The 21,064-nt window shown below is 72.0% G+C and carries 17 protein-coding genes; 8 read left to right on the top strand and 9 right to left on the bottom strand.

The window, feature by feature from the left end; genetic code table 11:
• Positions 1–33 precede the first annotated feature (33 nt).
• From ABD343_RS36075 to glgX, 9 genes are all read right to left on the bottom strand, one after another.
• Positions 34–360: an SH3 domain-containing protein gene (locus tag ABD343_RS36075; RefSeq protein WP_344534428.1), complete on the bottom strand. Its 327-nt coding sequence runs from the start codon at positions 358–360 to the stop codon at positions 34–36.
• Between the two features lie 161 nt (positions 361–521).
• Positions 522–2,129, bottom strand: coding sequence for a M4 family metallopeptidase (locus ABD343_RS36070; protein WP_344534426.1), 1,608 nt, complete (start codon positions 2,127–2,129; stop codon positions 522–524).
• 260 nt (positions 2,130–2,389) lie between these two features.
• Positions 2,390–2,785 carry an SH3 domain-containing protein gene (locus ABD343_RS36065; RefSeq protein WP_344534424.1) on the bottom strand — a complete coding sequence of 132 codons (396 nt, stop codon included), beginning with the start codon at positions 2,783–2,785 and terminating at the stop codon, positions 2,390–2,392.
• A gap of 66 nt (positions 2,786–2,851) precedes the next feature.
• On the bottom strand, positions 2,852–3,520 hold the full coding sequence (locus ABD343_RS36060; RefSeq protein WP_344534423.1) for a response regulator: 669 nt from the start codon (positions 3,518–3,520) through the stop codon (positions 2,852–2,854).
• Positions 3,517–4,797, bottom strand: a complete 1,281-nt coding sequence (locus ABD343_RS36055; RefSeq protein ID WP_425578361.1) for a sensor histidine kinase — start codon at positions 4,795–4,797, stop codon at positions 3,517–3,519. Before ABD343_RS36055 ends, ABD343_RS36060 begins: the two co-directional genes overlap by 4 nt.
• 124 nt (positions 4,798–4,921) lie before the next feature.
• Positions 4,922–7,057: an ABC transporter ATP-binding protein gene (locus ABD343_RS36050; RefSeq protein WP_344534419.1), complete on the bottom strand. Its 2,136-nt coding sequence runs from the start codon at positions 7,055–7,057 to the stop codon at positions 4,922–4,924.
• On the bottom strand, positions 7,054–8,907 hold the full coding sequence (locus ABD343_RS36045; RefSeq protein WP_344534417.1) for an ABC transporter ATP-binding protein: 1,854 nt from the start codon (positions 8,905–8,907) through the stop codon (positions 7,054–7,056). The genes ABD343_RS36050 and ABD343_RS36045 overlap by 4 nt, the downstream gene beginning before the upstream one ends.
• Positions 8,904–10,193, bottom strand: a complete 1,290-nt coding sequence (locus ABD343_RS36040; protein ID WP_344534415.1) for an MFS transporter — start codon at positions 10,191–10,193, stop codon at positions 8,904–8,906. Before ABD343_RS36040 ends, ABD343_RS36045 begins: the two co-directional genes overlap by 4 nt.
• A 45-nt stretch (positions 10,194–10,238) precedes the next feature.
• Entirely contained in the window at positions 10,239–12,464 is a 2,226-nt protein-coding gene (gene glgX / locus ABD343_RS36035; protein ID WP_425578360.1) for a glycogen debranching protein GlgX, read from the bottom strand.
• 270 nt (positions 12,465–12,734) lie between these two features.
• On the opposite strand from glgX, the gene ABD343_RS36030 reads away from it, so the two are divergent.
• The 8 genes from ABD343_RS36030 to ABD343_RS35995 all read left to right on the top strand — a co-directional run bounded on the left by ABD343_RS36030 (position 12,735) and on the right by ABD343_RS35995 (position 21,062).
• Entirely contained in the window at positions 12,735–13,982 is a 1,248-nt protein-coding gene (locus tag ABD343_RS36030) for a L,D-transpeptidase (protein ID WP_344534413.1), read from the top strand.
• A 320-nt stretch (positions 13,983–14,302) separates the two neighbouring features.
• The gene (locus ABD343_RS36025) at positions 14,303–15,550 is read left to right on the top strand and encodes a L,D-transpeptidase (protein WP_344534412.1); all 1,248 of its coding nucleotides are present in this window, start codon (positions 14,303–14,305) and stop codon (positions 15,548–15,550) included.
• An 80-nt stretch (positions 15,551–15,630) separates the two neighbouring features.
• Entirely contained in the window at positions 15,631–16,398 is a 768-nt protein-coding gene (locus tag ABD343_RS36020; RefSeq protein WP_344534410.1) for an enoyl-CoA hydratase/isomerase family protein, read from the top strand.
• 296 nt (positions 16,399–16,694) lie between these two features.
• On the top strand, positions 16,695–17,186 hold the full coding sequence (locus tag ABD343_RS36015; RefSeq protein WP_344534408.1) for an ATP-binding protein: 492 nt from the start codon (positions 16,695–16,697) through the stop codon (positions 17,184–17,186).
• Positions 17,187–17,225: 39 nt separating this feature from the next.
• Entirely contained in the window at positions 17,226–17,876 is a 651-nt protein-coding gene (locus ABD343_RS36010; protein WP_344534407.1) for a LysE family translocator, read from the top strand.
• Positions 17,877–17,880: 4 nt separating this feature from the next.
• Complete coding sequence (locus ABD343_RS36005; protein ID WP_344534406.1) at positions 17,881–18,351, top strand: hypothetical protein; 471 nt, start codon at positions 17,881–17,883, stop codon at positions 18,349–18,351.
• Positions 18,352–18,431: 80 nt separating this feature from the next.
• Positions 18,432–18,941 (top strand): hypothetical protein, encoded by a 510-nt coding sequence (locus ABD343_RS36000; protein WP_344534404.1) that lies wholly within the window; start codon positions 18,432–18,434, stop codon positions 18,939–18,941.
• 12 nt (positions 18,942–18,953) lie between these two features.
• Positions 18,954–21,062 (top strand): DUF6571 family protein, encoded by a 2,109-nt coding sequence (locus tag ABD343_RS35995; protein ID WP_344534402.1) that lies wholly within the window; start codon positions 18,954–18,956, stop codon positions 21,060–21,062.
• Positions 21,063–21,064: the final 2 nt, after the last annotated feature.

Here is a 21,064-nt window from a genome sequence, read left to right as displayed (position 1 = left end):
GGGCGGCCGGGCCTCAGCAGCCGGTTCCGGATCTCAGCAGCCGTCCAGGTAGGCCGTGTGGATCCAGACCCCCGTGCGACCTCCCCACAGGTCTCCGTGGACCCAGTTGCCCTGGTGTCCCTTCAGGTTCATCTTCTGTCCTCGGTTCACCTGTCCGAGCACCCTGTACTCGGGGCCGGGACCGCCGCGGTAATTCACCCCGTTGTCGTTCACCGTGCAGACCGCGTCGACCCGGGCGGACGCCTGGTGCGGTGCGGCGGCGGACGCCCCTGGTGCCAGGGTGAACGCCATGCCCAGCGCCGCGGTGACACCGGCGGCCGCGAGACCGGCCTTACGGAGAGCCGACTTGACTTGAGCCATACTGGATGTCCTCCAAATGACGTGAAGGTCAAGGAAGTTGACCTGACTTCAGGTTAAGTCGGGCTTATCCGTTATGTGCATCCCTCACAGGGGTGAAGGCACGAAGGAGCCCCACCGCCGCTCGGGCGGTGGGGCTCCCTCGTGCTTGCCTATCGGGCTGGTCAGCCGGTCACGTTGACCCCGGTCCAGGCGGCGCCGACCGCCTTGACCTCGGCGCTGTCCGCGCCGTAGAGGCCCTCGGCGGCCTTGAGCGTCGCCGCCCGCGCGCCCTTGTAGTCCGTGGTCGAGGTCATCTCCTCGGTGAGGGCCTTGAACCAGATCTTCTCGGCCTTCTCGATGCCGATGCCCTCGAGCTTCTCGCCGTTCTTCGTCGGCGAGTTGTACTTCACGCCGTTCACCTCGCGCTCGCCGCTGCCGACGGAGAGCAGGAAGAAGAAGTGGTTGGCGATGCCGGACGAGTAGTGGACGTCGACGTCACCGGCGTTGGTGTCCCAGTAGTCCAGGGACTGGCCGTCCTTGCTCGGCTCGTCCATGTAGCGCAGCGGGGTGCCGTCGCCGTTGATGTCGATCTTCTCGCCGACCATGTAGTCGGCGACGTCCTCCTTGTTGTTGGCGCTGAACTCGACGGCCGCCGCGAAGATGTCCGAGGTGGCCTCGTTCAGGCCGCCGGACTCGCCCGCGTACTCCAGGTTGGCGGTCGTGGAGGTCACGCCGTGCGACATCTCGTGGGCCGCGACGTCGAGCGAGGTGAGGGGCTTCTTGTTGCCCTCGCCGTCGCCGTACGTCATGCAGAAGCAGCCGTCTTCCCAGAAGGCGTTGACGTAGTTGTCGCCGTAGTGGACCCGGCTGCGGGCGCCCTTGCCGTCACCGGCGATGCCCTCGCGGCCGTGCACGTTCTTGTAGTAGTCCCAGGTCGTGGCCGCGCCGTAGTGCGCGTCGACACCCGCGGTCTGCGCGTCCTCGGGCTTGCCGGTGCCCCACTTGTCGTCCTCGTCGGTGAACAGCTCGCCGTCACCGCTCTGGCCGTTCTTGAGGTCCGTGGTCTCGTTCTTCCCGCGGCCCTCGTCGACCAGCGTGAACTTGCCGTCCGAGCCGGAGGTGCCCAGCTCGACGGAGCCGCTGTACTGGCTCTCGCCGGTGCCCTCCTTCACGCCCTGGAACTCGAACAGCTTCTTGCCGGTGTTCGCGTCCGTGATGACGTGGAGCTGGTTCGGGGCGCCGCTCTTCTGGGTGCCGCCGACCACGGTCTCCCACGCGAGGACGGGCTTGCCGTCGGAGGCCCAGATGACCTTGCGGGGGGCCTTGCTGCCCTTGGCCTCGGCCGTGGCGGGCTTGTGCGACGCCGCCGCCCTGGTGGACTTCACGGCGATCTTGGCCTTGGTGGCCTTCGTCGTGCGGGTCACCTTGCCGTCGGCCGTCTTGTGGACGACGAGGTCGCCGCCGAGGACGGGCAGGCCGTCGTAGGTGCGCTCGTAACGCGTGTGCGTCGCGCCGTCCTTGTTCTTGATGACGTCCTTGACGTGCAGGGCTTCCTTCGCGCCGAGGCCCAGGGCCTTCGCGTCGGCGGCCTTCGCGGCCTTGGTGTCGGCCTTCTTGACCAGCGAGGTGTGCTGGGACGCCGAGAGCTTCGCGGGCAGTGCGCCGTTCGCCTTCGCGTCCGCCGAGCCGGAGGGGGCGGCTCCCGCGGTACCCGCGGTGACGCCCGCGGCGACAAGCGCCGCGGTGGCGGCGAGGGCGGATATCCGCTGCTTCTTCGTGAGGGGTCTCACTCAGGCTCCTTCTGCCGTTTCTGCCGTGGGGACCGGGCGGCATGGTGGGGCGCCGTCCGGGCAGAACTGAAGTGCGTGGTGCGCAGCGAAGACTGCCACTATTGCCGTGGACATGTCACTGGAATGACCACCTCCAGTGGGAGGATGGCCAGATTTTGTTCGTTAGTACGAGTCCTGTGCGCGCATAACGGACACGTCCGGCCATAGGAAAAGGGCGGACGGTGTCATACCGTCCGCCCCTTCGCTCAACGGGCCGTGGTTCAGCGGCCCTTCACGCACGTCTCCGGGACCCAGCCCACGCGGCCGCCGGCGGCGGCGTAGACCCAGTTGTTGCTCTTCTTGCCGCACTTCGTGTACGTGCCGCCGTTGTACGACTTGCCGTCGTTGCAGATCTTGCCCTTCTCGCTGGTGGTCCAGAGGGCGACGGCGGTGGCACTCGACTTGGGGTGCGTGCGCTGCTTGACGTTGGCCTTCACCTTGTACGGGCTGAGACCCCGCGAGCAGTCCTTGGGGTACGCCTTGGCCGCCGTGTTCGCGGACTGCGCCGCGGGCTGCGCCGTGGTCTCCCCGGCGACGGCGGTACCGGTCATGAAAGCGGTACCCGCGAACGCCACGGCGGCCGCCGTGATGCCCAGCGTCTTCAGCTTCATCTTCATGCGTTCTCCGATGAGTTGAGAAGAGGCTCCCCCGTGGAGCCGGGGGCAAAGGTACCGCGTAAACGATCATGCCGGGTGCACGAGCCGTGATTCGTAGGCGAAGACCGCGGCCTGCGTCCTGTCGCGCAGTCCCAGTTTGACCAGGATGCGGCTGACATGGGTCTTCACGGTCTGCTCGGCCACCACCAGGCGCGCGGCGATCTCCGCGTTCGACAGGCCCCGGGCGACCAGTGCCAGGACCTCCGTCTCGCGCTCCGTCAGGTCCGCCGCGCGGCCGGGAGGGACGGAGGGCGTGCCGGGCAGCCGGGCGAACTCCGCGATCAGCCGCCGCGTCACGCTCGGCGCCAGCAGCGCCTCGCCCGCGGCCACGACCCTTACGGCGTGGGCGAGTTCGGCCGCCGAGGCGTCCTTGAGGAGGAAGCCGGAGGCGCCCGCGCGCAGCGCCTCGTAGACGTACTCGTCGAGGTCGAAGGTCGTCAGCACCAGGACCTTCACGGCCGGGTCGCCGGACTCCTTGAGGCGGCGGGTCGCGTCGATGCCGCCGAGGCCCGGCATGCGGATGTCCATCAGCACGACGTCCGGGGCCAGCTCCGCGCAGCGTGCGAGGGCCGCGTGGCCGTCCTCGGCCTGGCCCACGACGCGGATGCCGGGCTCGGCGTCGAGCAGCACCGTGAAGCCCTGGCGGACCATCGCCTGGTCGTCGGCGATCAGTACGCGTACGGTGTCGGGCGTCATGGGGTCTCCTTCACGGGGGCGGCGGGCAGCAGGGCGGTCACCTCGTAGCCGCCGTCGGGGGTGGGCCCGGTGGCCAGCTCGCCGCCGAGCATCGTGACGCGCTCGCGCATCCCGAGCAGCCCGTGGCCGACGCCGGGCGGCGACGTGCGGGACGCGCGGGGTGCGGGAGACGGCGCCGTGTTCGTGACCCGCACCGAGACGCCCGCCGGGCGGTGCCCGATCTCGACCCGTACAGCGGCGCCGGGCGCGTGGCGCAGCGCGTTGCTCAGGGCCTCCTGCACGATGCGGTACGCCGACAGGCCGACGCCCGGCGGCAGGGGGCGCGGCTCGCCCGTGACCTCGGTGGTGACCTCGACCCCGGCGCCGCGCACCGGCTCGACCAGTTCGCCGAGCCGGTCGAGGGTGGGCTGCGGCGCGTGCCGTACGCCGTCGGCCGCCGCGTCCTCCGCGCGCAGGACGCCCAGCACGCGGCGGAGTTCGGCCAGCGCCTCCACCGCGTTCTCGCGGATCCCGGCCAGGTTCTCGCGCAGCTCCTCGGGCGGGTCCTCGACCAGGTGCGGGGCGACCTGCGCCTGGATGGAGATCACGGACATGTGGTGGGCGACGACGTCGTGCAGCTCGCGCGCGATGCGGTTGCGCTCCTCCAGCAGCGCGCGCCGCGCCCGTTCCTCCGCGGTCAGCTCCTCCTGCGCGACCAGTTCCGTACGGGCCGCCCGTACGCCCCGCAGCGCCGCGCCCACCACGGCCGCCGTGCCGAGCACCGCGCAGGCACGGGCGAAGTCGGCGGGCGCCGCGCCCGGCGGCGAGAACGGCACGCAGGCCAGCCCCACCAGGACACCGAGCAGCAGCGCCTCCACGGTGGCGCGGGCCCGAACCCGCAGCGCGAGCAGGAAGAGCGCCGCGGCCTGCGCCGCGAGCCCCGTGCCCGTCCACGGCAGCAGCTCCGCGTCCTGCGCCGACGCGCCCGCGCAGGCGACGACGGCCATCACCGCCGTCGCCAGCCACCAGCCGGTCAGCGGCCGGTAGAGCGCCACCAGCGGCGCCGACGCCTGGCAGACGCCGAGCAGCGTGCCGAGCGCGGTGCCCAGCCGCGCCCCGTCCCCGAGAAGCTCGTTGACGCCGAAGGCCGCGATCCCGATCCCGTACAGCACCAGCCCCAGCGTGTGCACCGGGAACCACAGCCGCGCGTCCGGCGACAGCCGGTCGACGGCGCCCTTCCCCAGGTCGGCGCGGAGCATCCGCAGCGCACCCGGCGCCGCCTGCCCCACCGCCTTCATCCCCCTCGTCACGCCCTCAGACTAGGCACGCGGCCCCGGCGCGGCGTCCCGCTGGAGGACGGCACGCGTAGCTCTCGCGTACTACGCCCAGGGGCGCGCTCACGTCCTGCGCCCCTGGGCGTGCTCACGTCAGGCTGTCGCGCCAGGCGCTGTGCAGCTCCGCGAAGCGGCCCGTGCCCGCGATCAGCCGGTCCGGCGGCCCGTCCTCCACGATCCGGCCCCCGTCCATCACCAGCACCCGGTCCGCGACGGCGACCGTCGAGAGCCGGTGCGCGATCACCACCGCCGTACGGCCACGCAGCACGGTCTCCATCGCGCGCTGCACGGCCCGCTCGCCGGGGATGTCCAGCGAGGACGTCGCCTCGTCCAGGATCAGCACCGACGGGTCGGCCAGCAGGGCGCGGGCGAAGGAGACCAACTGGCGCTGGCCGGCGGAGATACGGCCGCCGCGCTTGCGGACGTCCGTGTCGTACCCGTCGGGCAGGCCCGCGATGAAGTCGTGCGCCCCGATGGACTTCGCGGCCTGCTCGATCTCCTCGCGTCCCGCGTCCGGGCGGCCGAGCGCGATGTTCTCCGCGACCGTGCCGGAGAAGAGGAACGCCTCCTGCGTCACCATCACCACGCCGCGCCGCAGCGCCGAGACGTCCAGCTCGCGCAGGTCCACGCCGTCGAGCCGCACCGTGCCCCCTTGGGGTCTCCCCTGCTCGGAGCTTGTCGGAGAGCTTGGTTGGGGTCTCCCCTGCTCGGAGCTTGTCGGAGAGCTTGGTTGGGGTCTCCCCTGCTCGGAGCTTGTCGGAGAGCTTGGTTGGGGTCTCCCCTGCTCGGAGCTTGTCGGAGAGCTTGGGGAAGGGTCGTAGAACCGGGCCAGCAGCTTGGCGAGCGTCGACTTGCCCGCGCCCGTCGCGCCGACGACGGCGACCGTCTGCCCGGCGGGCAGCGTCAGGCTGAACTCCGGCAGCACCTCGCCGCCGGTGCGGTACGCGAAGCGGACGCGCTCGAAGACCACCTCGCGGCCCGGCAGCCCGGGGTCGCGCGGCGGCAGCTCGCGCGGGCGCTCGGGCTCGGGCACGGCGGGGCGCCGCGCGAGCAGCCCGGCGATCTTCTCCAGCGAGGCGGCGGCCGACTGCCAGGAGTTGAGGAACATGCCGAGCCGGTCGATCGGGTCGTACAGCCGCCGCAGATAGAGCGCGGCGGCGGCCAGCACACCGAGCGCGAGGCCGCCGGACGCCACCCGGTACGCGCCCCAGACGACGATCGCGGCGACCGCCGTGTTCGCCACCAGCCGGGACAGCACCACATAGCGGGCCATCTCCAGGATGGCGTCCCCGTTGGCCTTCAGATGGCGGCCGTTGAGCTGCTCGAACGCGGTGTCGTTGGCCCGCTCGCGGCGGAAGGACTGGACGGGACGGATCCCGTTCATGGTCTCCGCGAACTTCACGATGACGGCCGCGATCGCCGTCGACTTGCCCCGGTAGACGCGGAGGGAACGGCGCCGGAAGTTCCGTACGAGCAGCGCGAGCGGCACGAACGAGAGCAGCGCGGCGCCGCCGAGGCCGGGGTCCAGCCACACGAGCGTCACCAGGATGTACACGACGGAGAGGATCACGGCCAGCAGCTCCTGGAGCCCCTCGTCCAGCAGCTCGCGCAGCGCCTCCACGTCGGTGGTCGAACGGGAGATCAGCCGCCCCGAGGTGTAACGGTCGTGGAAGTCGACGTCGAGGGCCTGCGCGTGGCGGTAGATCCGCCCGCGCAGCTCCAGCAGCACCCGCTGGTTGATCCGCGCGGCGGCGAGGATGAACGCGTGCTGGAACCCGCCCGAGGCGACCGCGCACACCAGATAGCCCACGGCCACGGCGATCAGCGGCCCGTAATCCCGCTCGCCCCGGAGCGCGGGGAGCGCGCTGTCGATCGCGTACGCGACGAGGAGCGGACCGGCCTGCACGGCGGCCTGCTGGACCAGGAGCAGCACGGCGGCGCCCGTCACCCGGCGCCGGTGCGGGCGCAGCAGCGAACCGAGCAGCCTGCGGGAGGCGCCCTTGGGCGTGGGCAGCACGTCCTTGTCGAACGCGTCGTCCCCGGGCGGGCCTTCGGGGGACGCCGCCGCCCGCCCGGGCCCGGCGGAGCCGGTGTCGCCCTTCGAGGGGTCCTGATCTCCCTTCGAGGGGCCCTGCGGGTCCTTCGGGGCCTGCGGGTCCTTCGGGCCTTCCCGTTCCTCCGGGTCCTCCTCGGGGCGTGCCCCGCCCCGCACGGTCGTGGTCATCGTGCGCTCTCCTCCGTCCGCTCCCCGGCCCCGCCGCTCTCCGTTCCGTCCGCGCCGGACATCAGCCAGGCGTACTCCGCGCTCTCGCGCAGCAGCTCGTGGTGGGTGCCGACCGCGGCGACGCGCCCCGCGGACAGCAGCGCCACCCGGTCCGCGAGCAGCACCGTCGAGGGGCGGTGCGCGACGACGAGGGCGGTCGTGGACGCCAGCACCTCGCGCAGCGCGGCCTCCACGGCGGCCTCCGTGCGCACGTCGAGCGCGGAGAGGGGGTCGTCCAGGACGAGGAAGCGGGGGTTGCCGACGACGGCGCGGGCGAGCGCCAGCCGCTGGCGCTGGCCGCCGGACAGGCTCAGGCCCTGCTCGCCGACCTGGGTGTCGGCGCCCTGCGGCAGGGCGCCGACGAACTTCTCGGCCTGTGCCACCCGCAGCGCCCGCTCCAGCCCGCCGGGCCCGGCGGCGCCGTCGTCCGCGCCCATCAGCACGTTCTCCCGTACGGACGCGGAGAACAGCGTCGGCTCCTCGAACGCGACCGCCACGCGGGCGCGCAGCTCGGCGCGCGGCAGCGTCGCGACATCGTCGCCGTCCAGCAGGATCCGGCCGCCGCTCACCTCGTGCAGCCGGGAGACGAGCGAGGTCAGCGTCGTCTTGCCGCTGCCGGTCGCGCCGACCAGGGCCATGGTCTCGCCGGGGCGTATGTGCAGGTCCACGCCGTCGAGCGCGGGGCGCTGCGACGGGGGCGCGTCGGGGTGGCGGAAGACGACGTGCTCGAACCGGAGCCCCGCCTCCCCCCGTCCGCCGTCCGTCGCGCCGTCCGGCTCGCGCAGCACATCGTCGGGGACCGGCTCGTCCATCACGTCGAAGAAGCGGTCGGCCGCCGTCGCCGACTCGTTGCACATCGCCAGCAGGAAGCCGATCGACTCGACCGGCCAGCGCAGCGCGAGCGCGGTGGAGAGGAACGCGACGAGCGTGCCCGCCGACAGCTCGCCGTCGGCGACCTGGACCGTGCCGAGGACCAGCGCCGCGCCGATCGCGATCTCGGGCAGCGTCATGATCATCGCCCAGATCGCGGCCAGCAGCCGCGCCTTGCGCAGCTCCGTGTGGAGCAGCCGCTCGGACAGTGCCCGGAAGGCGCGGGCCTGGCTGCGGTGGCGGCCGAAGCCCTTGACGACGCGGATGCCGAGCACGGCCTCCTCGACGACCGTCGTCAGATCGCCGAGCTGGTCCTGGGCGCGGCGCGCCGCCACCGCGTACCGCACCTCGAAGACCGCGCACAGCAGCACCAGCGGGATCACGGGCGCCAGCAGCACCAGGCCCAGCGTCCACTGCTGGACGAGCAGGATCACGCAGCCGACCAGCACCGTCGAGCCGTTGACCAGCAGGAAGGTCATGGGGAAGGCGAAGAACATCCGCAGGAGCTGGAGGTCCGTCGTCGCCCGCGACAGCAACTGGCCGCTGGGCCACCGGTCGTGGAACGACACCGGCAGCCGCTGCAGCCGCCCGTACAGCGCCGCGCGCATCGACGCCTCGACCCCGGCGAGCGGCCGCGCGACCAGCCAGCGGCGCAGCCCGAAGAGCAGCGCCTCCGCGAGGCCGACGGCGAGCAGCAGCCCGCCGCCCAGCCACACCCCGCCCGTGTCCTTCTCCGCGACGGGCCCGTCCACGATCCACTTGAGCACCAGCGGGATGACCAGGCCCAGGCAGGACGCGACGATCGCCACGAACGCCGCCGAGAACAGCCGCACCCGGACCGGCCTGACGTACGGCCACAGGCGGAGCAGCGAACGTGCGGTGGAGCGCGGACGCGTCGGTTCCGGTGCAGGAGCGTCGGCGGGAAGGGTGCTGTCGGTCATTGTCGTGAGGTTACGGGCCGGGTCCGACATCCCTCATGTGCTTTTCGAGCCGTCACCGAACGCAACTCCCGTACGGGCCGGACCAGCAGGAGCGCGCAGCTCACGGCGAGCGGCGCCGCCCCGCACACCAGCAGCATGGCCCGCGTGCCGAACAGCGCCGAGGCCGGTCCCGCGAGCGCCTGGCCGACCGGCATCATCGCGAGGGAGCCCGCGACCTCGTACGCGTGGATACGGTTCAGCACCGGCGCGGGGACCTGCGTCTGGACGCTCGTCGACCACATCACGCCCCAGAAGCCGATGCCCGCGCCGGACAGGGCCGCGCCGCCCGCCATCACCGCGACCGGCGTGCCGAGCCCGACGGCGGTCGGGAAGCAGCAGCAGCCGAGCAGCGCGAACGAGCCCGCGCGGAGCTGCCGTACGGGCCGGATCCGCATCGCCAGCAGCCCGCCGAGCGCGGTGCCCGCGCCGAGGGCCGAGTTCACCAGGCCGTAGACCTTGGCGCCGTCCGTCGAGATGATCTCGCTCGCGGTCAGCGGGACGAGCGGGCCCGTCGAGGTGAGCATCAGCGCCATCCAGATGACGATCACGCTCCACATCCAGGTGTGCGCCCGGAACTCCCGCCAGCCCTCGACGAGATCGGCGCGGTAGCTCGTCCTCTCCGGCCGCGTGTCCCTGGGCGGGAGGCGCAGGAGGAAGAGGCAGAGCGCGCTGAGCGCGTACGTGCCCGCGTGCGCGGCGAAGACCGCGCCCGCGGACATGGTCGCCACGAGCATGCCCGCGAGCGCGGGCCCGGCGAGCATCGCGAGGGCCTCGGCGGTGCGTATCGCGCCGTTCGCCGCCTGCACGTCCCGCGCGATACGCGGGATGGTGCCGGCCACGCCCGGCTGGAACATGCCGCCCGCGACGCCGTTGACGGCGCCGATCGCGCACATGTGCCACAGCTCGACGTGGCCCGTCAGGAACAGTACGGCCGCGAGCGACTGCGTGCCGAGCCGGACCAGATCCGAACCGATCATCAGCCATCGGGTGTTGAACCGGTCGCTGAAGACACCGCCGAAGATGACGAACCCGGCGAAGCAGACGGTGAACGTCGCGAGCGCGGCGCCGATCGCGCCCGGCCCGTGCCCGGCCTTGATGAGACCGGCGGAGAGCGCGATGGGCAGCATCGCGTCCCCGAGCTTGGCGATGACACGCGCCGAGAAGAAGAGAAGGAAGGGGCCGGACCTCAGCGAGTCGGAAACAGTCACGGGCCAGAAGTCTGGCCCGACCCGACCCTCCCGGGCCATTCCTTTACCGGGCTCCTCTCTACCGTTCCGCCGTTCCCCGGGTGGCTAGGGGTGGGCCTTGAGGAGGAGGGCCGCGCGGGCGGGGAGGGGGAGGGGGGTGCTCGCCGGGTACACGGGGCCGGGGTCCTCGACGGAGTCGGACGAGGTGTCGACCACGACCTCATACCCCGCGCCCCATTCCGGGCCCGGCAAGGTGAAGACGCCCGCCTCGTCCTCCGCCCGGAGCAGCAGGAGGAAGCTGTCGTCGCGCACCGGGCGGCCATGGGCGTCCCGTTGGGGGATGTCGCGCCCGGAGAGGTACATGCCGAGGGTCGTGCCCGGCGCGTACCAGTCGGCCTCCGTCATCTCCTCGCCGCGCGCGTGGAACCAGGCGAGGTCCCGCAGTCCCTCCGCCCCCTGCGGGCGCCCGGAGAAGAAGGCCTTGCGCCGCAGCACGGGATGGGCCCGGCGCAGCCGGACCAGCTTCGAGACCAGCGCGCACAGCCCGGCCCACTCGGGATCGTCCAGCAGGGACCAGTCGACCCAGCTCACCTCGCCGTCCTGGCAGTAGGCGTTGTTGTTGCCGCCCTGGGTGCGCCCCATCTCGTCGCCCGCGACGAGCATCGGCACGCCGGTCGAGAGCAGCAGCGTGGTCAGCAGGTTGCGCAACTGGCGGTGCCGCAGCGCCCGCACGGACGGATCGTCGGTCTCGCCCTCGGTGCCGCAGTTCCAGGAGCGGTTGTCGTCCGTGCCGTCCCGGTTGCCCTCGCCGTTCGCGGCGTTGTGCTTCCGCTCGTAGCTCACCAGGTCCCGCAGGGTGAAGCCGTCGTGCGCGGTCACGAAGTTCACCGAGGCGTACGGGCGCCGCCCGCCCCAGGCGTACAGGTCGCTGGAGCCGGAGAGCCGGTAGCCGAGGTCGCGGACGTCCGGCGCGGCGCCGCGCCAGAAGTCGCGGACGGTGTCGCGGTAGCGGTCGTTCCACTCGGTCCACAGCGGGGGGAACGCGCCGACCTGGTAGCCGCCGCTGCCGACGTCCCAGGGCTCGGCGATGAGCTTCACGCGGCGCAGGACCGGGTCCTGGGCGATGACCGCGAGGAACGGCGAGAGCATGTCCACGTCGTGCATCGAGCGCGCCAGCGCCGCGGCCAGGTCGAAGCGGAAGCCGTCGACGCCCATCTCCTGCACCCAGTAGCGCAGCGAGTCCGTGATGAGGCGCAGCACATGGGGCTGGACGACGTGCAGGGTGTTGCCGCAGCCCGTGTAGTCGGCGTACCGGCGCGGGTCGTTCGGGGCGAGGCGGTAGTAGCCCCGGTTGTCGATGCCGCGCAGCGAGAGGGTGGGGCCGCGCTCGTCCGCCTCGGCCGTGTGGTTGTAGACGACGTCGAGCAGGACCTCGATCCCGGCGGCGTGCAGGGCGCGCACCATGCCCTTGAACTCGCCGACCTGCTGGCCGCGCGTGCCGGAGGCCGCGTACCCCGCGTGCGGGGCGAAGTAGCCGACGGAGTTGTACCCCCAGTAGTTGCGCAGCCCGCGCCGCAGCAGATGGTCCTCGTGCGCGAACTGGTGCACGGGCAGCAGCTCGACGGCCGTCACGCCGAGCCGCTTGAGGTGGTCGGTGGCCGCCGGGTGCGCGAGCCCGGCGTAGGTGCCGCGCAGCCGCTCGGGGATGCCGGGGTGGCGCATGGTGAAGCCGCGCACGTGCAGCTCGTAGATGACGGAGTCGGTCCACGGGGTCTTCGGCCTGCGGTCGTCGTCCCAGTCGTCCCGGCCGTCGGGGCCGACGGGACCGTCGAGAACGATGCCCTTGGGGACGTACGGTGCCGAGTCCCGCTCGTCGCGCACGGTGTCGGCGGTCTGCTGCTGGGGCCAGTCCCGCACGTGCCCGTACACCTCGGGCGGCAGCGTGAACTCGCCGTCCACGGCGCGTGCGTACGGGTCGAGGAGCAGCTTCGCCGGGTTCCAGCGGGCGCCGGTCCACGGGTCCCAGCGGCCGTGCACCCGGTAGCCGTACCGCTGCCCGGGGCGTACGCCCGGCAGGAAGCCGTGCCAGATCTCGTGCGTGAGTTCGGCCAGCGGGCGCCTCGTCTCGCGCCCCTCGTCGTCGAAGAGGCACACCTCGACGGCCTCGGCGCCGCCCGCCCACAGGGCGAAGTTGGTCCCGGCGACACCGCCGGGACCCGTGTGGAAGCGCGCGCCGAGCGGCTGCGGGCTGCCGGGCCACACCGGCGGGACCGGACCCCCGGCGGGGTGCGGCGCGGGCCGGAGCGGGGGCGCGGCCTCGGGGCGGGGCAGGGCGCGGCCCGGCCGGTGGCCGTTGGGGCGCGACGGGGCGTGGTCGTCGGTGAGAGCCCCCGGTTCGGGTGCGTGCGACACGTGACCGCCTCCCGCGGCTCGCGGCTCGTTCGGACCCCGCGCGCGGTGTCCCGGCCGCGTGCGCGTGGTCCTCCCTCCGATACTTCCCCATTACCGCGCTTCCCTCGCAAAATGATTCGTTTCCCCGGGGGACACCCGTCGTTGGTCCCTGCGCCGGACGGAGGACGGTGCGAGAGGGAGGGGACGGCGATGGGCCGGGGACAGGAGCCGGGACGCTGGCACGCCCGGGGGCAGGGGCGGCGCGGGGGACGGCTGCTGCGGTGGGCGGCGGCGCTGAGCGCGCTCGGCGCGCTGGCCGCGGCGGGCTGCGGCCCGCTGAGCGACGAGAAGCCGCCGGAGGAGGCGATCCTGATCACCCCGGACGACGACTCCCGGGGCGTACGGGCGCGCGCCCGGCTGGAGGTCACGGCCCCCGAGGGCAGGCTGGAGCGGGTCACGGTCGTCCGCAGGGGCGGCGGCGAACGCGTCCCCGTGCCCGGGGAGTTCTCCGACGACCGCCGGAGCTGGCGCCCCTCGGCCGGTGAGGACGGCCCGGCCGCGCTGGCGCTCGCCAGCGAGTACGCGGTGGACGCCGTGGCGCGCGACGGGCACGGGCGGCGCGTGGCCCGGCACACCACCTTCACCACGCGGGTGCCCCGGCACCGGATCATCGGCTTCTTCACCCCGGAGCACCGCCAGACCGTGGGCACCGGCGCGATCGTCTCCATCCGCTTCAACCGGCCCGTCACCGAGCGCGCCGCCTTCGAGCGCGCGATCCGGGTGACCGCGCGCCCGTCCGTGCCCGTCGCGGCCCACTGGTTCGGCAGCTCGCGGCTGGACTTCCGGCCCCGGACGTACTGGCGGCCCGGGACGCGGATCACGCTGGAGCTGCGGCTGCGGGACGTGCGCGGCGCGCGCGGCGCTTACGGGGTGCAGCGCAAGCGGGTCCGGTTCACGGTCGGCAGGGACCAGCGCAGCGTGGTGGACGCGCGCCGCCGCACGCTGACCGTCCACCGGGGCGGCAAGGTGGCAGCCCGTTTCCCGGTGACGGCGGGCGCCCCGGCCAACCCGACGTACAACGGCAAGATGGTGATCAGCGAGAAGTACGAGGTCACACGGATGAACGGGGACACCGTGGGCTTCGGCGGCGAGTACGACATCGACGACGTGCCGCACGCGATGCGGCTGACGGACAGCGGCACCTTCCTGCACGGGAACTACTGGGCCCCACGCTCCACCTTCGGCGCGCGCAACGTCAGCCACGGCTGCGTCGGGCTGCGCGACGAGCGGGGCGGCAGCGCGGGCTCGCCCGCCGGGCGGTTCTACGGGGACTCGCTCATCGGGGACCTGGTCACGGTGCGTGGCTCCCGGGAGCGCACCGTCGCGCCCGACAACGGGCTGGGCGGCTGGAACATGTCCTGGGAACGCTGGACGGCGGGCTCCGCGATGGCGTCGTAGGACCCCTCGCGGGACCTCGTAGGACGCTGTGGTCGCGGCGCGCTCGCACGTTGTAGGAGTCGGGCAAATCCCCGGCGACTCGGGCAAGAGCGGATGATCCCCGGGCAAGAGCACCCGAAGCCGGACCACTCCCTTCACCTCCTTCTTCCCTCCTCAAAACTGCGACCGAACGGTGACACGCGCGGGAACTCCGCCCTCTGTGAGGTGTGGTTATCTAACAGGGCATCGCGCGCCGCCGCCCGTTCGAGGGTGCTGCCGGAACGCGCGCGGTTCGGGGGCGCACAAGGGTGCGCGGCGCCTTGTGAGGGGAGTAGGCCGTCTTGGATCTGAAGACTGTCGCCAGGGACAAGCTCAACGGGGAGAGCCGGAAGCAGATCATAGGAGGCTCCGCCGCGGGTCTGGTGGTCCTCCTCGTCGTGCTGCTGCTGGTGCTCACCACGTGCGGGGGAAGCAGCTCGGGCGCCGACGCGGGCGACAAGGAGAAGAAGGCCAAGGGCCCGTCCGAGGCGGTCGTCACGATCGCGCCCAAGGACGGCGCCGACGAGGTCGCCACCTCCGGCAAGCTGCGGGTCGAGGCCGCCAAGGGCAAGCTCACCGAGGTGAAGGTCAAGGACAGCAAGGACAACACCGTCGAGGGCAGGTTCCTCGACGGGCGTACGGCCTGGAAGCCCGCGACGCACCTCAACGCCGGCACCAAGTACACGGTCGACGCCGTCGCCGAGGACTCCGAGGGCCGTGAGTCCGCCAAGCACGGCACCTTCACGACCTTCGTCCCGAAGGACACCTTCGTCGGCTACTTCACGCCGGAGAACGGTGACACGGTCGGCGCCGGGATGCCCGTCTCGGTCAACTTCAACCGCCCGATCGCCAACCGCGAGGCGGTCGAGAAGGCGATATCCGTCAAGGCCGACCCGGGGGTCGACGTCCAGGGTCACTGGTTCGGCGACCAGCGCCTCGACTTCCGCCCGAAGGAGTACTGGAAGGCGGGGACCAAGGTCACCGTCGACCTCAATCTCAGCGGCGTCGAGGGCTCCAACGGGGTCTACGGCAAGCAGCGCAAGACCGTGAAGTTCACCGTGGGGCGGCAGCAGGTGAGCGTCGTGGACGCGAAGAAGAAGACCATGACGGTGACGCGGAACGGCGAGAAGCTCAAGACGATCCCCATCACCTCGGGCAGCCCGGCCAACCCGACGTACAACGGCAAGATGGTGATCAGCGAGAAGTTCAAGGTGACCCGGATGAACGGCGACACCGTGGGCTTCGGCGGGGAGTACGACATCAAGGACGTGCCGCACGCCATGCGGCTGAGCACCTCGGGCACGTTCATCCACGGCAACTACTGGATGGCCAAGAGCCAGTTCGGCGAGGTCAACGGGAGCCACGGCTGCGTGGGCCTGTTCGACGCGCGGGGCGGCGGCATGAAGGGCACGCCGGGCGCCTGGTTCTTCCGCAACTCGATGGTCGGCGACGTCGTCGAGGTGAAGAACTCGCAGGACGAGACCATCAAGCCGGACAACGGCCTCAACGGCTGGAACATGAGCTGGGAGAAGTGGACCGCGCCGCAGTAGCGGAGACGGTCACGCGCGGGCCCGGTGCTGTGAGCGACAGCACCGGGCCCGTCGTGCGTAACGACCGTTAACCTTCCCCTATGACCGCTACTCTCGAAGTCGCCGACGGTGTGGGCACGATCCGCCTCGACCGTCCTCCGATGAACGCGCTCGACATCGCCACCCAGGACAAGCTGCGCGAGCTGGCCGCCGAGGCCACCGACCGCGACGACGTCCGCGCGGTGGTGCTCTACGGCGGGGAGAAGGTCTTCGCCGCCGGGGCCGACATCAAGGAGATGCGCGAGATGGACCACGCGGCGATGGTCGTCAGGTCCCGCGCGCTCCAGGAGTCCTTCAACGCCGTCGCCCGTATCCCCAAGCCCGTCGTCGCCGCCGTCACCGGGTACGCGCTGGGCGGGGGGTGCGAGCTGGCGCTCTGCGCCGACATCCGGATCGCGGGGGAGAAGGCCAAGCTCGGGCAGCCCGAGATCCTGCTCGGCCTGATCCCGGGCGCGGGCGGCACCCAGCGGCTCTCGCGGCTGGTCGGCCCGTCGCGGGCGAAGGACCTGATCTTCACCGGGCGCCAGGTGCGGGCCGACGAGGCGCTGTCGATCGGCCTGGTCGACCGGGTCGTGCCGGACGCCGAGGTGTACGAGCAGGCGCACGCCTGGGCGGCGGGGCTCGCGAAGGGGCCCGCGCTCGCGCTGCGCGCCGCCAAGGAATCGGTCGACTCCGGACTGGAGGCGGACATCGACACGGGCCTCGCCGTCGAACGCACCTGGTTCGCCGGGCTGTTCGCCACCGAGGACCGCGAGACCGGCATGCGCAGCTTCGTCGAGGACGGGCCCGGCAAGGCGAAGTTCCGCTGACCGACGCCGAGGTCGCCTCCCGGGGTGGGGGGTGGCTGGGGGTGGCGCGCGACGCTCCCCCTCCGCGCCCCACCTGTGGGGGACCGCGCTTCTGTTGAAGTGGCCACGGATTTCCGCCTCTTCGTGGCCGGTTGTGATCACTTGCGTACGGGATGTCATGGCAGGTCAACCGCGTGATGCGCGTGACCCGTACGGCTCACCGCCGCGCCGCGGGCGCCCCTGAGGCCCGCGCCGCCCCTCCTCCGATCCCCGTGAACGGTCCCCTGGGCCCCTCGGGTGACGCCATCATGGTGGCCATGGCGGGACAGGGAGATGTGGCGGGCGTGACCGATCGGGTTCCGGAAGTCCCAGGTGAGGCGGGCGAAGAGGCCGCGCGCAAGGTACTGGACGAGGTGGGCGACCCGACCCTGGGGGAGGTGCAGCTCCCCAACCGGCCCGAGTCCGCGCGCCTGGCGCGCCAGCTCGCCCAGTCCGTCCTCCAGCTCCGCTGGGCCCTGCCCCCCTCCCTGACCGACAACGCGGTGCTGCTCGTCTCCGAACTCGTCGGCAACGCCGTCCGGCACACCGGCGCGCACACCTTCGGGCTGCGGATGACGCGGCGCAGCGGCTGGGTGCGGGCCGAGGTGCGCGACCCCTCGCGCGGACTGCCCTGCCTGCTGCCCGTGCACGAGCTGGACACCAGCGGGCGCGGCCTCTTCCTCGTGGACACCCTCTCCGACCGGTGGGGCGTCGATCTGCTGCCGTGCGGCAAGACGACCTGGTTCGAGACGCGCGTCACGGACCACTGACCGTCCGGGCGGCGCATGCCCGTAATAGAGTGCGTGCACATGGCAATAAGCACCGCTCTGTGGTCGTTCGCGCTCGTCGTCGGGCTGCTCACGCTCACGCCCGGCCTGGACACCGCGCTCGTGCTGCGGACGGCCGCCGTCGGGCACCGCCGCCGCGCGTGGGGCGTCGTCCTCGGTATCCAGACCGGCACGCTGGTCTGGGGCACGCTCACCTCCGCCGGGATCACCGCCGTGCTCACGGCCTCCCAGCTCGCCTACGACATCCTGCGCTGGGCGGGCGCCGCGTATCTGCTGTGGATGGGCGGCAGGATGCTGCTCGCCACGCTCCGCCGCCGACGCGACGGCGAGGACGCCGCGTCCGTCGAGGCCCCCGCACCGTCCGGCGGGCGCCCCACGCTCGCGGCGGGCTGGCGGCAGGGCCTGCTCACCAACGTCCTCAACCCCAAGATCGGTGTCTTCTACGTCGCCGTGCTGCCCCAGTTCATCCCCGAGGGCGCCCCGCACCTGGCGACCGGCGTGCTGCTCACCCTCGTCCACGTCCTCCTCGGCACCGTGTGGTCCGCGGTCCTCGTCGGCTGCGCGCGGGCGATCGGCGGCTGGCTGCGCCGTCCCGCCGCGCGCCGGGGGCTCGACCGCGTCACCGGCACGGCCATCGTCGGCTTCGGCGTCCACCTCGCGCTGAGCGAGTGACCCGGTGAGCGAGCGGGTGACCCCGCCGCCGTCGCGCGGCGGCGACCGCGATCCGGCGCTCCTCGGGCACTGGAGCAGCGCGCCCTTCGACCTGGGCGCGATGGAGAGCAGCGACCTGGCCTTCCTCGCCGACGGGCGCGGCTGGAGCGTGCTCGCGAGCGCCTCGGGCAGCCTGTCCGTCACCCGGTTCGGCTGGAGCTGCCCGGCCGAGGGGGTGCTGGAGCTGCGCGAGCGCTGGTACGCCGAGGGGGACTGGTCCGTGGAGAGCGGGACCCTGGAGGCGGTCCGGGAGAGCGGGCCCGCCACGGGGACGCTGCGCACCGCGTACGCCCTCGACGGCGAGGCGCTGCGCTTCGCCGAACCCGTCGAGTTCGCCTCCGCGTACGCACGGGGCTCGCGGGAGGCCGCCGCCGAGCAGGACCCGTCGTACGGCTTCGCGCCGGACGAAAGCGCCCTCAACGGTGGATACTCGTAACCACGTTGTCCTCATGGACCGACAGGCCTAACTTGGCCTCCAGGATCTTGGACAGTGGGACATCGTCACGGGGAGTGCGGATGTCGTTCGAGCAGGAATGGGCGGAGCACAGGGCAGCGGGAGAGCGCTCGGCGCGGATGGAGCTGAACGGCGCCGGGGGCGGGGGAGACGGCGGGAGCGGCGGCTCCCCGGACGGCGGCGGTTCCTCGGGAGGCGGCGCCTCGGACCTCACGGTCCACGACGACGAGCTGGGCAGGATCGGCAATCTCGCGTTCGGGCTGCACGGACGCCTCCAGAAGGCCGGCGACGAGGCCCGCGTCACCACGCACGACGCGGCCATCTACCTCCTCAACGACGGAGGGCTCGACGACCTGGCCAACGCCATGCTCAAGGTGAACGACAACTGGGGCACCCAGGTCGCCACCCTCAAGCGGGGGTTCGCGCTGATCTCCAACCACCTCGACTTCACGCGCAAGGCCCACACCGAGGACGAGCGGGACATCGAGACGGGGCTCGGCGCCGCCGCGCAGAAGAAGGAGTTCTCGCGGATCCAGGGGCTGATCCACAACAACGACACCGCGCAGGCGTAGGGGGGAGCGACCGTGCCCAAGGACATGCTCTCCTACCGCGACCTGGACCAGTTGGAGTTCGGCAAGCTGGACAAGGCCATCGCCGACTGGGACGGCATCAGGGAGAAGTTCGGCGACATGTCGTCCGGGAAGGGCGAGGGAGCCGACGCCCCGGCCATCGAGAAGCAGATCGCCAACGCGACCTGGAAGGGCGAGAACGCCCGGCGCGTCCAGAAGATGGCCCCCAAGGTCGCCGCCGAGGTGCACGACGCGGCCCGCTCGGCGCGGAGCATCCACAAGCTGCTCACCATCGCCCGCAAGCGCCTCCACACGCACCAGCAGGACCTGCGCGACGAGGTCAAGGCGGCCAAGGGCCAGGACGTCATCATCAAGAGCGACGGCACCGTGATGGCCACCAAGTGCTACACGGACAAGCAGGAGGAGAAGGCCGCCCAGCGGAAGGTCGACGCGGTCAAGGGACGTATCGAGAAGATCCTCATCGCGGCGGCCCGTACCGAGCGGAACCTCGCCGAGACCCTCCGCTTCCTGGTCAAGGACCCGAACGACTTCTCCGGCGCCACCTACAACAGCTACAAGGACGCCACCGAGGTCGCCGGCCGGCTCGACGCCGACAGCGCGGTCCACCTCGCCCGGGACCTCGCCAAGGCCGCCGAGAAGGGCGACCTCAGCCCCACCAAGCTCGCCAGGCTCAACGAGCTGGCGCTCCTCCAGCGCACCAACCCCGAGTTCGCCGAGCGGTTCGCCACGCAGATGGGCCCCGAGGGCACGCTGAAGTTCTGGCGCCTGATGTCCGGCGACGGCCCCGAGGTCTGGTCCAAGTCCGGCCACGGCAAGGAGCTGACGCGCCTGCGCGACAGCCTCAGCTTCACCCTCGCCACCGCCAGCCGCGTCGACAGCCCGCAGATGGACAAGTGGAAGCAGGGCATCTACGACTGGGGCCCGCGCCCCGTCTCGTACAAGGACATGCACGCCATGCACGACCCGGTCGGCTACCAGGTCATGAGCAGCCTCATGGGCAAGGGCAGGTTCGACAAGGACTTCCTGGCGGAGTACGGGTCGAGGCTGCGCGCGTTCGACAAGAAGCTCGGCGACGAGGGCAAGGCGTGGTCCCGCGCCGAGTGGCAGGGCACCGACCTCGACCCCTCCTCGCTCGGCCGCGCGGTCGACCCGATGACCGGCTTCCTCCAGGCCACCAGCCACAACCCGGAGTTCGCGACCGAGCTGTTCGCGAACAAGGAGAACGCGGACTTCTACCTCAACCGCGACTACGTGGCCGAGGACCCGTACCGGGAGGACGGCAAGCGGCGCAACGCGGAGGCACTCGGCGACGCGATGTTCGCCGCGGGCAGCGGCATCGACCCCGACGACCCGGACGCGAAGTTCGTGGAGCACACGGGCCGGCACAACGAGATCTTCAAGCACGTGCTGAACAATCTGGCCGAGAAGAAGAACGACATGATGCCGGAGCTGCGCGACGACATGGCGATGCTCATGGGCAACCACGGCGACCGTGTCTACGACACCATGAGCGCGCGCCTCGGCAACGGACCGCTGAACGAGTCCCAGGTGATGGAGGTCAGCAAGCAGATCTCCCGTACGCCCGAGGGTTACGCGATCCTCAACCAGTCGATGAACGAGGCGATGGTCCACGACATCCAGCGCGAGCACAAGGACCCCACGGACGCCGTGGAGAACAGCGGCCGGGCCGTCGGTTTCCTGGAGGAGGCACGGCACCGGGCCATCGGGGAGCAGGCGGAGGCGGACAAGAAGGACGCGGGCTGGAACGAGTTCTGGAAGTACATGGGCGTCGCCGAGGTCAGCGCCCTCCCGGTCTTCGGCCCGTACGGCGTGCACGCCGCCAACGGCATGTTCGCCCTCACCAAGGACTGGACGGAGGACGAGCAGGCCCGTATCGCCGCCGAGGCCACCGGTCAGAACATCGACGCCAGCAAGGTGCGCAGCAACCAGCTCGAGGAGTTCGCGAGGATGTGGCGCGAGGAGCACGGCCACTGGGCGCAGGACCGCGAGGGGTACATCACCGAGAAGGGCGTGCAGGGGAAATTCGCCGACGCGGCCGACCATGGAAAGCTCGAGGCCAAGCGCATCGTGGGACTGGAGTAGCG

Source organism: Streptomyces albiaxialis (assembly GCF_039530985.1).
Classification (GTDB): domain Bacteria; phylum Actinomycetota; class Actinomycetes; order Streptomycetales; family Streptomycetaceae; genus Streptomyces; species Streptomyces albiaxialis.
This window is presented reverse-complemented; position numbering and strand designations above follow the sequence as displayed.

Bases quoted from the DNA above. Each gene is read 5' to 3' on its own strand.
- ABD343_RS36015 (WP_344534408.1), top strand. From the start codon at position 16,695: ATGGCGGGACAGGGAGATGTGGCGGGCGTGACCGATCGGGTTCCGGAA.
- ABD343_RS36075 (WP_344534428.1), bottom strand. From the start codon at position 360: ATGGCTCAAGTCAAGTCGGCTCTCCGTAAGGCCGGTCTCGCGGCCGCC.
- ABD343_RS36020 (WP_344534410.1), top strand. From the start codon at position 15,631: ATGACCGCTACTCTCGAAGTCGCCGACGGTGTGGGCACGATCCGCCTC.
- ABD343_RS36010 (WP_344534407.1), top strand. From the start codon at position 17,226: ATGGCAATAAGCACCGCTCTGTGGTCGTTCGCGCTCGTCGTCGGGCTG.
- ABD343_RS36050 (WP_344534419.1), bottom strand. From the start codon at position 7,057: ATGACCACGACCGTGCGGGGCGGGGCACGCCCCGAGGAGGACCCGGAG.
- ABD343_RS36030 (WP_344534413.1), top strand. From the start codon at position 12,735: ATGGGCCGGGGACAGGAGCCGGGACGCTGGCACGCCCGGGGGCAGGGG.
- ABD343_RS36000 (WP_344534404.1), top strand. From the start codon at position 18,432: ATGTCGTTCGAGCAGGAATGGGCGGAGCACAGGGCAGCGGGAGAGCGC.
- ABD343_RS36060 (WP_344534423.1), bottom strand. From the start codon at position 3,520: ATGACGCCCGACACCGTACGCGTACTGATCGCCGACGACCAGGCGATG.
- ABD343_RS36065 (WP_344534424.1), bottom strand. From the start codon at position 2,785: ATGAAGATGAAGCTGAAGACGCTGGGCATCACGGCGGCCGCCGTGGCG.
- ABD343_RS36055 (WP_425578361.1), bottom strand. From the start codon at position 4,797: ATGAAGGCGGTGGGGCAGGCGGCGCCGGGTGCGCTGCGGATGCTCCGC.
- ABD343_RS36040 (WP_344534415.1), bottom strand. From the start codon at position 10,193: ATGGCCCGGGAGGGTCGGGTCGGGCCAGACTTCTGGCCCGTGACTGTT.
- ABD343_RS36045 (WP_344534417.1), bottom strand. From the start codon at position 8,907: ATGACCGACAGCACCCTTCCCGCCGACGCTCCTGCACCGGAACCGACG.